Origin of the sequence: Streptomyces sp. ACA25, assembly GCF_028200735.1 — a bacterium.
GTDB lineage: Bacteria > Actinomycetota > Actinomycetes > Streptomycetales > Streptomycetaceae > Streptomyces.
Window position 1 is genome coordinate 142,691 of the sequence record NZ_JAQKPV010000003.1, and the last position, 14,660, is coordinate 157,350.

Annotated in this window: 10 protein-coding genes; 3 read left to right on the forward strand and 7 right to left on the reverse strand. The window is 72.9% G+C overall.

Annotated elements, in window-relative coordinates:
• Nucleotides 1–44 precede the first annotated feature (44 nt).
• Nucleotides 45–1,733: a penicillin-binding transpeptidase domain-containing protein gene (locus tag PJ985_RS06785; RefSeq protein ID WP_333909836.1), complete on the forward strand. Its 1,689-nt coding sequence runs from the start codon at nucleotides 45–47 to the stop codon at nucleotides 1,731–1,733.
• Between the two features lie 54 nt (nucleotides 1,734–1,787).
• Here PJ985_RS06785 and PJ985_RS06790 read toward each other — a convergent pair whose 3' ends face one another.
• From PJ985_RS06790 to PJ985_RS06800, 3 genes are all read right to left on the reverse strand, one after another.
• The gene (locus tag PJ985_RS06790) at nucleotides 1,788–2,537 is read right to left on the reverse strand and encodes an energy-coupling factor ABC transporter ATP-binding protein (protein ID WP_271682664.1); all 750 of its coding nucleotides are present in this window, start codon (nucleotides 2,535–2,537) and stop codon (nucleotides 1,788–1,790) included.
• A gap of 84 nt (nucleotides 2,538–2,621) precedes the next feature.
• Nucleotides 2,622–3,392, reverse strand: a complete 771-nt coding sequence (gene cbiQ / locus PJ985_RS06795) for a cobalt ECF transporter T component CbiQ (RefSeq protein ID WP_271682665.1) — start codon at nucleotides 3,390–3,392, stop codon at nucleotides 2,622–2,624.
• 1 nt (nucleotide 3,393) lies between these two features.
• Nucleotides 3,394–4,404, reverse strand: coding sequence for an energy-coupling factor ABC transporter permease (locus PJ985_RS06800; protein WP_271682666.1), 1,011 nt, complete (start codon nucleotides 4,402–4,404; stop codon nucleotides 3,394–3,396).
• Nucleotides 4,405–4,658: 254 nt separating this feature from the next.
• Here PJ985_RS06800 and PJ985_RS06805 point away from each other — a divergent pair, with 254 nt between their 5' ends.
• On the forward strand, nucleotides 4,659–5,063 hold the full coding sequence (locus PJ985_RS06805) for a hypothetical protein (RefSeq protein ID WP_271682667.1): 405 nt from the start codon (nucleotides 4,659–4,661) through the stop codon (nucleotides 5,061–5,063).
• A gap of 85 nt (nucleotides 5,064–5,148) precedes the next feature.
• Here the strand turns inward: PJ985_RS06805 and PJ985_RS06810 are convergent, their stop codons facing one another.
• Nucleotides 5,149–7,398 carry an MMPL family transporter gene (locus tag PJ985_RS06810; RefSeq protein ID WP_271682668.1) on the reverse strand — a complete coding sequence of 750 codons (2,250 nt, stop codon included), beginning with the start codon at nucleotides 7,396–7,398 and terminating at the stop codon, nucleotides 5,149–5,151.
• 361 nt (nucleotides 7,399–7,759) lie between these two features.
• Here PJ985_RS06810 and PJ985_RS06815 point away from each other — a divergent pair, with 361 nt between their 5' ends.
• Nucleotides 7,760–11,107, forward strand: a complete 3,348-nt coding sequence (locus tag PJ985_RS06815) for a S41 family peptidase (protein WP_271682669.1) — start codon at nucleotides 7,760–7,762, stop codon at nucleotides 11,105–11,107.
• A 60-nt stretch (nucleotides 11,108–11,167) separates the two neighbouring features.
• Here PJ985_RS06815 and PJ985_RS06820 read toward each other — a convergent pair whose 3' ends face one another.
• The 3 genes from PJ985_RS06820 to PJ985_RS06830 form a co-directional block, all read right to left on the reverse strand.
• On the reverse strand, nucleotides 11,168–12,070 hold the full coding sequence (locus PJ985_RS06820; protein WP_271682670.1) for an SDR family oxidoreductase: 903 nt from the start codon (nucleotides 12,068–12,070) through the stop codon (nucleotides 11,168–11,170).
• Entirely contained in the window at nucleotides 12,067–13,038 is a 972-nt protein-coding gene (locus PJ985_RS06825) for an alpha/beta fold hydrolase (protein ID WP_271682671.1), read from the reverse strand. The genes PJ985_RS06820 and PJ985_RS06825 overlap by 4 nt, the downstream gene beginning before the upstream one ends.
• A 62-nt stretch (nucleotides 13,039–13,100) precedes the next feature.
• Nucleotides 13,101–14,588, reverse strand: coding sequence for a flavin-containing monooxygenase (locus tag PJ985_RS06830; protein ID WP_271682672.1), 1,488 nt, complete (start codon nucleotides 14,586–14,588; stop codon nucleotides 13,101–13,103).
• Nucleotides 14,589–14,660 lie beyond the last annotated feature (72 nt).

The following is a 14,660-nucleotide window of genomic DNA, read 5'->3' on the forward strand; positions in this document are numbered from 1 at the left end:
GTTGGGCTGCGGCGCCCCGGGCCACTCGGGGGAAGGAACTGGCGGTGCGGGACGCCGCCGGACGGCCGGTAGGCTGCCCGGACGGCACGGGCGAGGGGCAGGAAAAGACGATGCGGGACGGGCAGCGGGTCGCGGTCATCTCGGGGGCGTGCGCGGTGGTGGTGGCCGTCGCCGGAGTCGGGGCCTACGCCCTGCTCGGTGGCGAGGACGATGCCTCCGCCCTCACCGGTTCGTCCGCCGGCGCGGAGCAGACCGAGGCGCCCACCGACGCCGAGGTCGCGGAGGTGTCGGCCGCGTTCCTGGCCGCCTGGGCCGGTGAGGACGCCACCGCCGCCGCCGCCCTCACCGACGACAGCCGGGCCGCGGAAACCGCCCTCACCCGCTTCGCCGAGGACACCCTGGTCTCCGAACTCACGCTCACCGGGGACAGCCCTACGGGGGCCTCCGTCCCGTTCACGGTGGACGCCCGGGTGGTCTTCGAGGAAGAGCCGGCCGACTGGAGCTACGCGTCCGAGCTGACGGTCGTGCGGGACGCGGCAACAGGGGACGCGGTCGTGGACTGGCGCCCGGAGGTGCTGCACCCGCAGCTCGGCGAGGACCACCGCATCGAGACCGGGCCGGTCGGCGACTTCCCTCCGCTGCGGGCGCTGGACCTGCACGGCGACGAGCTGTCGGCGGAGGACTTCCCCTCGCTGTCCCCGGTGCTGGCCGAGCTCGCGGAACGGTACGCCGACCAGGCGGGCGGCAGCCGCGGGGCCGAGATCCGGATCGTGGACGCCGAAGGGGAACGCACCGCGCAGCTCATGGAGCTGACCGACCCCGTACCGGGTGAAGTGCCCACCACCATCGACCCGGCGGTCCAGCGGGCCGCCGAGGCCGCGGTGCAGGACCAGAAGCACGCGGCGGTGGTGGCCGTCCAGCCCAGCACGGGCGCGATACTCGCGGTCGCCGACGTCCCTTCGGGCAGCGCCGGGATCGCGCTCAACGGCAGCTACGCCCCCGGCTCCACCTGGAAGGTGGTGTCCGGCGGGCTGCTGCTCGGCGCAGGGCTCGCCGCACCGGACGCGCCGCACCCCTGCCCGCAGTTCTTCGAGCACGGGGGCTGGGAGTTCCAGAACCTCGACGAGTTCGAGATCGAGAACGGGACCTTCGCGACGAGCTTCGCCCGGTCCTGCAACACCGCCTTCATCAGCCGGGCGCCGGAGCTGTCGGACGAGCAGCTCGGCACCTACGCCCGGGACGCCTTCGGGATAGGGCTGGACTGGCAGGTGGGTGTGCCCTCGCACAACGGCACAGTGCCCGTGGAGTCCCAGGCCCAGATGGCGGCGCAGCTGATCGGCCAGGCCGGGGTGCGGGCCAATCCGATGGTGATGGCCTCGGTGTCGGCCACCGTCAAGTCCGGGGTGTTCCGGCAGCCGTACCTGGTGCCACCGTCCTTCGACGGCCGGGACCTGGCCCGGGCGCCCGGCCCTTCCGCGGAGACGGCGCAGCAGTTGCGCGGGCTGCTGAACTTCACGGCCACCAGTGGTACCGCCGCGGAGGCGATGGCCGGGCTGGACGGTGAGATCGGCGGCAAGACCGGCTCGGCCGAGGTGATGGACCAGGACAAGCCGAACGCGTGGTTCACCGCCTACCGCAACGACCTCGCGGTGGCGGCGATGGTGTCCGAGATCGGGCACGGCGGCACCTACGCCGGCCCGATCGTGGCCCAGGTCCTGCGCGTGGGGTCCTGACCGGGCGGCCCGGCAGCCGGCTCCGGCCGTACGGTCCGGCCCGTTCAGCGGCCTTCAGCGGGGCAGGGCGGCAGGGTCGAAGCCGTAGGGGAGCTCCAGGCGGTGCCGGTGCAGCAGCGCCGTGTCGGCGAGGAGATCCCGGGTGGGGCCGTCGGCGACGACGGTGCCCTCGCTGAGGATGACCGAGCGGGGGCACAGCTCCAGGGCGTAGGGCAGGTCGTGGGTCACCATCAGGACGGTCAGGTCCAGCGAGCGGAGGATCGCGGCCAGTTCGCGGCGGGCGGCCGGGTCGAGGTTGGCCGAGGGCTCGTCGAGGACCAGGATTTCGGGGTCCATGGCCAGCACGGTGGCCACCGCGACCCGGCGGCGCTGGCCGAACGAGAGGTGGTGCGGCGGCCGGTCGGCGTACTCCTCCATGCCGACCCGGGCGAGCGCCCGGCCGACCCGGGCCTCCAGCTCGCCGCCGCGCAGCCCCGCCGTGGCCGGGCCGAAGGCGACGTCCTCCCGGACCGTGGGCATGAACAGCTGGTCGTCGGGGTCCTGGAAGACGATGCCGACGCGGCGGCGGATTTCGGCGAAGTGCTCCTTGACCACCGGCAGCCCGGCCACCCGCACCTGACCGGTGACCGGCGGGAGGATGCCGTTGAGGTGCAGCACCAGGGTGGTCTTGCCGGCCCCGTTGGGGCCGAGCAGGGCCACCCGCTCACCGCGCGGCACCGTCAGATCGACGCCGTGCAGGGCCCGGTGGCCGTCGGGGTACGCGTAGGCGAGGCCGGAGACCTCCAGGGAGGGGGGCTCAGTCATGGTTCCCGGCTCTCGTGCGGCTGTCGTGTTCGGTCATGGGGCTCCCGCCCGGAGGGGGTTCGCCGAGGTCGCCGGGTGCGCCGCTCATCCGCTGCCCGTGGTCCATGCTCCCAGGCAGACCAGCAGAGCCGGAGCGGGGAGGGCCGCCGCGTGCACCCACTGGACGGGGCGGGCGGTCACCCGGTCGATCACCGGCATGCTGCCCCGGTAGCCGCGGCTGAGCATCGCCAGGTGGACCCGCTCACCGCGCTCGTACGCCCGGATGAAGAGCGCACCCGCGGTCGTGGCGAGCACCCCCCAGTGCCGGATGCCGCTCGCCTGGAAGCCGCGGGACTCCCGGGCGATCCGCATCCGGCGCAGCTCCCCGGCGATGACCTCGAGGTAACGGATCATGAAGGCTGCGATCTGCACCAGCATCGGCGGCAGCCGCAGCCGCTCCAGGCCCAGGAGCAGCTGGCGGATCTCGGTGGTGGCGGCCAGCAGCACGGAGGCGGCGACGCCGAGGGTGCCCTTGGCGAGAATGTTCCAGGCCCCCCACAGGCCGGACTCGCTGAGGGAGAGCCCGAGCCAGGTGAGGTGCGGGCCCTCGGCGACGAAGGGGAGCAGCAGGGCGAAGGCGACGAACGGCACCTCCACGAGCATCCGGGTCAGCAGGAACCCGGCCGGCACCCGGGCGGTGACGGCGACGGCGGCGAGCAGCAGGGCGTAGAGGCCGAAGGCCCACATCACCTCGCGCGGGGTGGCCACCACGACGAGGACGAAGCCGAACACGGCGACGATCTTGGTGTGCGCGGGCAGCAGGTGGACGGGGGACCGGCCGGGCAGGTGCAGACCGGCGGTGTGCGCCGCTCCCATGTCAGACGCTCTCGGGCGAGCGCTGCTGCTCGGCGGGCTGCGCCTCGGAGTCCTGCGGGGTGTCGGTGCGGCGGCGGCGCAGGACGACGAACGCGGCGGTGCCCGCGGCCAGGGTGGCGGAGACGCCGATGAGCCCGGCGAGGCCGACGGACAGCGTCTCGTTGTCCAGGCCGCTGACTCCGTAGTCCTCCAGCGGGGAGCCCGCCAGGTCGTGTTCCCGTTCGCGTTCGTCGATGCCGTGGTCCTCGGCCACCCGCTCCAGACCGTCCGGCTGGTCGGAGGCGTAGGCGCTGACCAGGCCCGCACACACGGCGGTGGCGGCGAGCCCGGCGATCCACACCGGGCGGACGGACCGTTGCCCGGGCCGGGCGGTGCGCATGCCGTGCACCAGGTCGGGCCGGACGGCGAGCACGGCGCCGACGGTCATCGCGGTGATGACGCCCTCGCCGACTCCGATGGCGGTGTGCACGCCGACCATGGCGGCGAACACCCGGCCGATCGCTATGTCGGCGGTGCCGCCGAGCGCGTAGAGGCCGGTGAAGACGGCGGCGGCGGCGGGCACCGAGAGGAAGGCGGCGGTGAAGGCGGCGGCGGTGACGCTGCGCCTGCTGTCCGGGAGTACCCGCAGCAGGCCGCGGAAGACGATCCAGGCGACCAGCACGGCCACGACGCCGAGCAGGGTGATGTTGATGCCGAGGGCGGTGAGGCCGCCGTCTGCGAAGAGCAGGGCCTGGATCAGGAGGACGACGGCCAGGACCAGCACGCCGGTGAAGGGGCCGACGAGTATCGCCGCCAGTGCGCCTCCCATGAGGTGCCCGCTGGTGCCGGCCCCCACCGGGAAGGTCAGCATCTGCACGGCGAAGACGAAGGCGGCGACCAGTCCGGCGAGCGGGGCGGTGCGCTCGTCGAGCTCGCGGCGCGCGCCGCGCAGGGAGACCGCGACGGCCGTGACGGCCACGGCGCCGGCCGCCACGGACACGGGTGCGTCGAAGAACCCGTCGGGAACATGCATAGCGGGACTCGTCTCTCGGGCAGGGAGCTGGGAGCGTGCGGAACGGCTCGGGCCGGGCAGCTCGGGCGGCGGTGCGGCACGGCGGTCGACAGGAAGGCTTCGCACTGATAATAAAGCGCTCCTGCGAACAATGTGCAAGAGCGCCTGGGTGGCCGCGGCCGCGATGACCGCGTGTGGCGAGGGAGCCGGCCGTGATCACGGCTCCTGCGCCGGACGGGCCGACGCGGTCACTCCGTCGTGCAAGGATCCGGACCATGATTTCCGTCGAGCAAGTGATCGACCGCGCTGGTGAGGAAGGCGTGATGCCGTTGCTCACGCTGGACGAGTTCTTCGACGGCAACGGCGAGGAGGAGTGCCTCGCCCCGAACCAGTGGGGCTACGGACGGCCCGCTCTCGCCGTGCTGGCCGGGCGTCTGCGCGCCCTCGAGCGGCACGACAACGTTTTCTGGGTCCGGGTGCAGCTGCACCCGGAGACGCTGGAGTCGGAGGAACTCGTCGGCGAAGCCGTCGCCCTCTGCACCACGGCGGACGAGGAGGTCTGTGCGGGGTGGATCGAGGGGTTCGAGGCAAGCGGGGTGATCCCCGAACTGGTGGAGGAGTACCGGGACGTTCCGGAGGTGCCGCCCGGCGCCGCCGTGTGGTCGGTGGTGTGGGACTGACCGGGGAAGACGTGCTGGTCGCAGCCGCTCGTTGCGGACTGCGACCAGCACGTCACCGGGTGGCGGAGGTCGATCCGCCGGTGGCCTAGCCGACGGGGGCGGGCTCGCGTGCGGCCTTGACGGCCTCCCTGCCCTGGCCGTTGGCCCGCAGGTACCGCTCCAGCGTCTCGCCCTCGACATCGACGTTGGGCAGGATGCGGTCCAGCCATGCCGGCAGCCACCAGGCGCGCTCGCCGAGGAGGCCGAGCACCGCCGGGACGATCGTCATCCGGACGACGAACGCGTCGATGAGGATCGCCATGGCCAGGCCGAAGCCCATCATCTTGACCATCGACTCACCTGCGGTGATGAAGCCGGAGAAGACGCTGATCATGATGATGGCGGCGGCGGTGACCACGCGGGCGTTCAGCTGGAAGCCGGTGACCACTGCCTGGTGCGAGTCCTCGCCGTGGACGTGCGCCTCGCGCATGCGGGTGACGAGGAACACCTCGTAGTCCATCGCGAGGCCGAAGATCACACCGATCATGAAGATCGGCATCATGCTCATGATCGGCCCGGCCTCGGCGCTGAAGAGTCCGGCCATCCAGCCCCACTGGAACACCGCGACCACGGCTCCGAGCGCGGCCAGCACCGAGAGCAGGAATCCCAGCGCGGCCTTCAGCGGCACCAGGATCGAGCGGAAGACCAGCATCAGCAGCACGAACGCCAGCCCGACGACGAGTGCCAGGTAGGGGACCAGGGCGTCGGACAGCACCTCGGAGAAGTCGCTGTTCGCGGCGGTCTGGCCGGAGACCAGCAGCGAGACCCCGGTGTCGGAGTCGACCGCGGGTGCCACGTCCTCCCGCAGCTGAGCGACGAGTTCGGTGGTCTCGGTGCTCGCCGGCCCCGAAGTGGGGAAGGCGACCATGGTGGCCACGTCACCGGACTCGTTGAAGAACGGCGGCGCCGTGGCGACGATGCCGTCGAGCTCCTCGACCTGAGTACCGATGAGGTCGGCGGCACCCTGCGGGTCGGCGGCGTCCCGGCCGTCCAGGACCAGCACCAGCGGGCCGTTGAACCCGGCGCCGAAGCCCTCGGACAGCATGTCGTACGCCTGCCGCTGAGTCGTCTCCTCCGGCTGGGTGCTGTCGTCCGGCAGGCCGAGTTCCAGATCGGCGACCGGCAGCGCCAGGGCACCGAGGGCGGCGACGGAAGCGACCAGGACGACGACCGGGCGGCGCAGCACGCCCTTGGCCCAGCGGGTACCGAAGTTGTCGCCGCCGCTCTTGCTGAAGGTGGGTGGGAGTGTGCTGGGGACCCCGGTGACGGGGTTCGCCGCCCGGATCTTGCGGCCGAAGATCCGCTTGCCGACGAAGCCGAGCATGGCCGGCACCAGGGTGAGGGCGACCAGCACGGCGATGGCCACGGTGGCGGCTGCCGCCAGACCCATCTTGGTGAGCGGCGGGATGTTGACGACCCACAGGCCGGCCAGCGCGATGATCACCGTCAGACCGGCGAAGACGACGGCCGAGCCCGCCGTGCCCACGGCCCGTCCGACAGCTTCCTCCCGGCTGTGGCCGGCCACCAGCTCGGAGCGGTACCGCGCGGCGATGAACAGCGCGTAGTCGATGCCGACGGCGAGACCGATCATCATCGCCAGAATGCCGGTCATCTCGGTGAGGCCGAGCAGGACGCTCAGCGCGCCGATGCCGGACATGCCGATGCCGACCCCGATCAGCGCGGTGATCAGCGGCAGTCCGGCCGCGATGAGCGAGCCGAAGGTGATGATCAGGACCATGGCGGCGACGCCGATGCCGATGATCTCGCCGTGGCCGAAGTCGGCCTCTCCGTAAGCGACCTCACCGCTGGCCTCGACGACGAGACCGACGTCCCGGCCCTCGTCCAAGGCGTCGAAGAGCTCGGAGCGCATGGTCTCGGTGATGTCGGCCCAGGAGGCGGAGTAGTCCACCGTGGCGTACGCGGTGGTCTCGTCCTGGCTCACCGCGTTGCTCTCGAACGGGTCGGCGATGCCGACGATCTGCTCACCGCCCTCCAGGCGGGCGAGCACCCCCTCGATCACCGCCGTGTTCTCCGGGGAGGTGACGACCTCCCCCTCGGGAGCCTGGAAGACGATGCGGGAGCTGATCGCATCGGCGTTGGACCCGGGGAACTGCTCCTCCATCAGGTCGAACGCCTGCTGGGACTCCGTCCCGGGCAGGGCGAAGTCCTCCTCGACGTCTCCGTTGGTGAGAGCCGCCGCAGTGCCGACGGCCAGGAGTACGGCCACCCATATCAGGGCAACCCAGCGCCGGCCGCGGAAGCTCAGCCGGCCGAGTTTGTACAAGAACGTAGCCACGGGGTGGTCTCTCCTGGGCGAAGTGTGGGCTGTCAGGGCGTCGGAGCGGGACCGCTCATGAGTCAGGACGCCGGGCCACTTCCCCGAGGGTGCCCGTCGCACTGATGTGTGATGCGCCTCACAGAGCGCGCCTCTTTGCGGAACACCCGATGGTGTGAGCGACACGGAGGCCGCCCGCTCGTCCCGGAATCATCGCACCCGGGCCCGCACGTGCGCGGACTGCCCCCGACCTCACCCCCGTACCCGGTCCGCTGCTTCGCTCCACCCGCACGACTCGAACGACCGCTCACCTCCTCACTCGTGCGGGGGTACCGCGGGGGAACAGTTGCCGGAAGCGCGACGGGGGCCAAGCATGAGAAGGATGAGCGAGGAACGGGAAGTCTCCGGCAGCAGCAGCAGCGACGCGGCCCACGGCTATCTGCGGTTCCCCCACCTGCACGGGGAGCTGCTCTGCTTCGTGACCGAGGACGATCTCTGGCTGGCCCCGCTGGCGGCCGGGGGCGGGGAGCCCGGGCGGGCCTGGCGGCTGACCGTGGACCGCACCCGGCTGGGCAAGCCCCGCTTCTCCCCCGACGGTCGCTCCCTCGCGTTCACCAGCTGGCGCACCCTGGCCCCCGAGGTCCATCTCGTGCCGGTGTCCGGCGGGCCGGCCCGGCAGCTCACCCACTGGGGAGCCACCGACACCGAGGTCTGCGGATGGGCGGGCGACCGGGTGCTGGCCGTCGGCTCGCACGGCCAGCCGTTCCCCCACTTCACCTGGTCCCACCACGTACCCACCGACGGAGGACCGGCCGAACAGCTGCCCTGGGGGCCGGTGAGCGACCTCGCGGTCAGCGGCCGGGGCGGCGAGCGCCGCACTCTCCTGCTCACCGGCAAGGCCCCGCACGAGCCGGCCTCCTGGAAGCGGTACCGGGGCGGCGCCACCGGACGGCTCTGGCTGCACGGGCGCCGGATCCTCCCGGAGCTGGCCGGGCACCTGGACTGCCCGATGTTCGTCGGCGACCGGATCGCCTTCCTGTCCGACCACGAAGGGGTCGGCAACCTCTACTCCTGCCGCCCCGACGGCTCGCAGCTGCTCCGGCACACCGACCACGACGCCTTCTACGCCCGGCACGCCGCCACCGACGGCAGCCGGGTGGTCTACCAGTGCGGCGGCGAGCTCTGGCTGGTGGACGAGCTCGGCGCCGGCAGCCGGCCGCGGCGGCTCGACGTCCGGCTCGGCGGGCCGCGGCCCGGCCGCCGCCGCCATCCGGTGCCGACCACGCGCAATGTGCGCGCGCTGGCGGTGGACACCACCGGCCGGGCCAGCGCCGTGGCCGTGCGCGGCAGCCTGTACTGGCTCACCCACCGGGACGGCCCCTCCCGGGTCGTCGCACACGCCCCGGGCGTCCGGGTGCGGCTGCCGGAGATGCTCGGGGACACCGGGCGCGTCGCCTACATCACCGACGCCGGCGGCGAGGACGCGATCGAGATCGCCCACCTCCCCCGGGCCACCGGCGGCCACGCCCCCCGGCCACTGCCCGCCGGGGATCTTGGCCGGGTGCGGGAGCTGGTGGCCGCCCCGGACGGCCGGTCGGTCGCCGTCGCGGCGCACGACGGCCGGCTGCTCCTGGTGTCCGTGCCCGAGGAGCCCGCGGCCGAGGAGCCCGGTACCGCGGAACCCGGGGAGGGCGAACCGGCGGCCGGGGAGGCCTGCGAGGTGACGGAGCTGGTCCGCTCCGTCAACGGCCCCGTGCGGGACCTGGCGTTCTCTCCCGACTCCGGCTGGCTGGCCTGGGCCCATCCGGGCATCGGCCGGTCCCTGAGCCAGATCAGGATCGCCCGGCTCGGCGCGCAGCACCGCACCCTGCTCGATGTCACGGACGGCCGCTTCGAGGACGAGGAGCCGGTCTTCACCCGGGACGGACGGTACCTGGCGTTCCTCTCCTGGCGCGGCTTCGACCCGGTCTACGACGTGCACACCGGCGACCTGTCGTTCCCGCTGGGCTGCCGGCCGTACCTGGTGCCCCTGTCCTCCGCGACCCCCTCCCCCTTCGCCCTCACACCCGAGGGGCGCCCGGCGGCAGGCGGCCTCGACCCGGCCGACACCGGCGGCGAGGACAGCCCGGTGATGGTGGAGGCCGAAGGCCTGGACAGCCGGGTCACCCCGTTCCCGGTGCCCGCCTCGAAGTACTCCGCGCTGCATCCGGTGAGCGGCGGCGGGCTGGTCTGGCTGCGCTGGCCGATCTCCGGTGCGCTCGGGGAGACCTTCGCCAACCCCGCGGACACCTCGGGCGGCCCGACCCTGGTGCACTTCGACCCCGCGAAGGGCAAGAGCACCGACCTCACCCGCGAGGTCGACTGGTTCGCTGCCAGCGGGGACGGCACCCGGCTGGTGGTCTCCGAGGACGACGAGCTGCGCGCCGTCCCGGCCACGGAGCTGCCCGACGTGGAGTCCACGGTCCACGTGGACCTGCGGCGGATCGTGCATCACGTGGACCCCGGCGCCGAGTGGCGGCAGTCCTTCGAGGAGGCGGGCCGACTCATCCGGGACTACTTCTGGGAGCCGGGCATGGGCGGCATCGACTGGCCGGAGGTGCTCGCCCAGTACCGTCCGCTGCTCGCCCGGGTCGCCACCCCGGACGAGTTCGCCGACCTGCTCCGGGAAACCCTCGGCGAGCTGGGCACCTCGCACGCCTACGTCCAGGCGTCCCGCCGTAACGAAGGACCGCCGCACTACCAGCGGGCCCAGGGCCTGCTGGGCGCCGACTTCCTGCACGACCGCGACGCCGGCTGGCGGCTGGCCCGGATTCTGCCGGGCGACTCCTCCGACTCCCGGGCCCGTTCCCCACTGGCCGGTTCCGGCGTCCGGGAGGGCGCGATCCTCACCCATATCGACGGGCGCCCGGTGGACGCGCACAGCGGTCCGTGGCCACTGCTGGCCGCGACCGGCGGCACCTCCGTGGAACTGCGCTTCCTGGAGGACGGCGAGCGGCCCCGGCGGGTGGCGATCACCACGCTGACGGACGAACGGCCGCTGCGCTACCAGGACTGGGTGGCCCGGCGCCGCGAGGCGGTCCGCAAGCTCAGCGACGGTGTCTGCGGCTACGTGCACATCCCCGACATGGGCGGCTCGGGCTGGGCGCAGTTCAACCGGGACCTGCGGCGGGAGTTCTCCCGGCCCGCACTGATCGTGGACGTCCGGGGCAACGCGGGCGGCCACATCAGCGAGCTGGTGGTGGAGAAGCTGACCCGCCGGATCCTCGGCTGGGACCTCACCCGGAACGCCCAGCCGGTGAGCTACGCCTCGGACGCGCCGCGCGGCCCGGTGGTGGCCCTGGCCGACGAGGCCACCTCCTCCGACGGCGACATGATCACCGCGGCGTTCCGGCTGCTGCGCCTCGGGCCGGTGGTCGGCTGCCGCACCTGGGGCGGGGTGGTCGGGATGACGGGCCGGCACCGCCTGGGCGACGGCACCGTCATCACGGTGCCGATGAACGCCGCCTGGTTCGACGCCTACGGCTGGGACGTGGAGAACCACGGAGTGGAGCCCGACATCGAGGCCCTCCGCACCCCACTGGACTGGGCGGAGGGCCGCTACCGGGTCCTGGCCACCGCCGTGCGCACCGCGCTGGAGCTGCTGGAACGCCACCCGGCGGCCGCCCCGCCCGACTACTCGGGAGTGCCGGACCGGCGGCGGCCCCCGTTGCCGCCGCGCCCGCCGGCCTGACCCGAGTGGCCTGCCGGGCCGGTCACGGCCCGCGCCCGCCGGCTCCGGAGTCCCGCCGGCTCAGCCGTCGGCCGCCGGGGTGCGGGTCCGCTCGTCGGCCGCGCCGCCCGCTCCGACCAGGCCCCGCCGGGTGCCGTCGGCGAGGCGGGGCGCGAACCGCCGCATCTCGCGGGCGCCGAACGTCCCGATGATCGAGGGCAGATGACCGCGGACCGGCTGCATCCCGCGCAGCCACCACTGTCCGTAGACGTGGGCGGAGCGCCGCTCGATCCCGGCGACGAGGCGGTCGACGGCGGGCTCCAGCGGGTAGGTGCGGTTCGTCGGCCACGGCAGGGTCCGGCGCATCTCCCGCATGACGTCGTCCTCGTCCGCGCCGCGCACCATGTCGGTGTCGGTCCAGCTGAGGTAGCCGACCCCGACCCGCACCCCGCGGTACCCGAGCTCGGCGCGCAGGCTGTGGGCGAAGGCCTCGACGCCGGACTTCGACGCGCAGTAGGCCGTCATCAGCGGGGCCGGAGTGAGCGCGGCGAGGGAAGCGATCTGCAGGAAGTAGCCCTTGCTCGCCAGCAGCGCGGGCAGGAACGCCCGGCAGGTGACGGTGGAGCCGATGAGGTTGACCTCGATGACCCGGCGCCAGGTCGCGTCGTCGGACTCCGCGAAGGGGCCGCCCGCGGCGACGCCGGCGTTGGCCACCACGACGTCCACCGCGCCGAAGCACTCCACGACCTCGCGCGCGGTCCGCTCCATCACCGCCGTGTCGGTCACGTCGGCGTGCCAGCAGGCCGACTCCCCGGGGAGCGAGTCGGCGACCTCCCGCAGTTGCTCCGGCTCCAGGCCGAGCAGCGCGACCCTGGCGCCGCGGGCGGAGAGTTTCCTGGCCAGCAGCTCACCCACGCCGCGGGCCGCACCGGTGACCACAGCCACCTGGCCGGTGAGGTCGCGGCGCGACCCGAGAATGCTCATGCGGTCTCCTGTGCGGGTTGCGGGTCGGTCCCCTGCGCGGGCGCCTGGTCGGTCTCCGGGGCTGCCTCCGGGGCAGCGGCCCGGCCTGCCGGGCCCAGCTCCCGCAGCACCTGCGCGACCACGGCGGGGTCCTCCAGCGGGGTCATATGGCCGAGGCCGGGCAGCATGTGCAGCTCGGTGAGGGCCGGCAACCCCTGCACCATGCGGTGGGCGAGCACGGGCGGGGTCAGCCGGTCGGCGTCCCCGTGCACCACCGCCGTGGGGACGGTCAGATCCGCCAGACGGTCGGCGAGCGCGAGCGTGCTGAGCACCCCGGCCCATTCCGCGCGCACCTTGCGGGGGCAGGCGTGCACCATCTCGGCCACCTGGGTGCGCAGTGCGGCCGAGGCTCCCGCTCCCAGCGTGCTGTGGGCGAGCACCCGCTTGCCCAGCGGTGTGACCGGGCCCAGCGGGAGGGCGGCGGTGAAGACCAGCTTCTGAACCCGGTACCGCAGCTTCACCGAACGGATGGGTGCCACCCGTGCCTCGTGCAGCAGCCGCTCCATGCCGGTGCTGCACAGCATCGCCGCGGAGACCCGTTCCCGGAACACCTGCCGCCGGGCGGCGGCCACCAGGGTCATGGCCCCCATCGAGTGCCCTCCGGCCACCACCTTTTCGCCGGGCTCGGTGGTGGCTTCCAGCACCGCGCAGAGGTCGTCGGCCAGCGCCTCGGTGTCACAGCTCCCGGGGGTGGCCGGGGAACGGCCGTGGCCGCGCTGGTCGTAGAGCACCACCCGGTGGGTGCCGGCCAGCTGCCGAATCACCGGCTCCCAGAAGGTGGTGTTGCAGGTCCACCCGTGCGCCAGCAGCACGGTGGGGCCGTCCACGCGGCCGTGTATCTCGGTGTGCAACCGGGCGCCGCCGGTCGACTCGACCGTCAGCTCCCGCACGTCACCCTGCCCGTCCTCGGCCGTCCTCGCAGCTCCCACTGGGTCCCCTCGCTTTCCGGTTGTCCTGTCCCTGCTGTCCGTCATGTCTTCCGGTTCCCCGCTCATACCGTCGCCTCTTTCCGGTTCCGCAGCACCTCGTACTCCTCCAGGTCGACCGTCCTGGTGATCCGGCGGAACTCGCCGGTGGTGCCGGGCCAGACCGTAGTGTTGCGGCCGTTGGCGTCCAGATACCAGCTGTCGCAGCCGCCGGTGGTCCACACCGTGCGCCGCATCCGTTCCTGCAGCCGGTCGTTGTAGGCGCGCACCGCCTCCGGCCTGGGGGTGAGCGCCGCCCTGCCGCCGAGTGCGGAGAGCTTGGCCAGGAAGTCGGCCAGGTAGTTCAGCTGGGACTCGATCATGAGGATCATCGAGCTGTTTCCCAGGCCGGTGTTGGGCCCGATGACGGTCATGAAGTTGGGGAACGCCGCCGCGGTGCTGCCGCGCAGGGCGGCCATCCCGTCCTTCCACTCCTCCGCCAGGGTGGTGCCGTTGGCGCCCGTGATGCGCTGGGCGATCGGCATGTCGGTGACCTGGAAACCGGTGCCGAAGACAATGACGTCCGCCTCCGCCTCGGTGCCGTCGGCGGCGATCAGTGTGCTGCCGCGGACCTCCCGCAGGGCGGAGGACACCACCTCCACGTGAGGTTTGGTGAGCGCCGGGTACCAGGTGTTGGACAGCAGGATGCGCTTGCAGCCGATCCGGTAGCCGGGGGTGAGCCGGCGCCGCAGCTCCGGGTCCCGGACCGCCTTCCGCAGGTGCAGCAGGGCCACCCGCTCCACCGTCCGCAATTGGTCCGGGTGCTTGGCGAAGGCACCGACCTGGAGTTCCCGAATGCCCCAGAGCAGCTTCCGGCGGAGCGCCCGGGTGACGGGAAGCCTGGCGTGCAGGGCGCGTTCCAGGCCGCTGATCCGCCGGTCCGCCCGGGGCAGCACCCAGGGGGCGGTGCGCTGGAAGACGGTGAGCCGCCGCACCTGCCGCTCGATCGCCGGCACGATCTGGACCGCCGAGGCCCCGGTGCCGATCATGGCGACCCGCTTGCCGCGCAGCGAGTGGCCGTGGTCCCAGCGAGCGGAGTGGAAGACCTTGCCGGGGAAGCCGTCGAGCCCGGGCACGTCCGGAAGTTTCGGGTCGGAGAGCGGTCCGGTGGCGGACACCACCATGTCCGCGGTGAGCGTGCCGCGGGAGGTGTCGATGACCCAGTGCAGCTGGTCGTGGTCCCAGCGCAGGTGCTCCACCTCGGTGTGGAGACGGAGATGGGAACGGAGCCCGAAGGTGTCGGTGACCCATTCCAGGTAGGCCCGGATGTGTTCCTGTCCGGAGAAGTTGCGCGGCCACTCGGGGTTGGGCGCGAAGGAGAAGGAGTACAGGTGGGAGGGGACGTCACAGGCGCAGCCGGGGTAGGTGTTGTCCCGCCAGGTGCCGCCGACGGCACCGGCCCGCTCCAGGATCGTGAAGTCCGTGATCCCCTCGCGGCGCAGCCGCACCGCGGCACCGAGACCACCGAATCCGGATCCGATCACCGCCACTCGCACATGATCGCGTTCGTCCATGCCACCTCCTCGACCTTTACGCCAGTAATCGCTGGCATGGTCGGAGGGTAGAGCAGGAACTTACCGACCGGT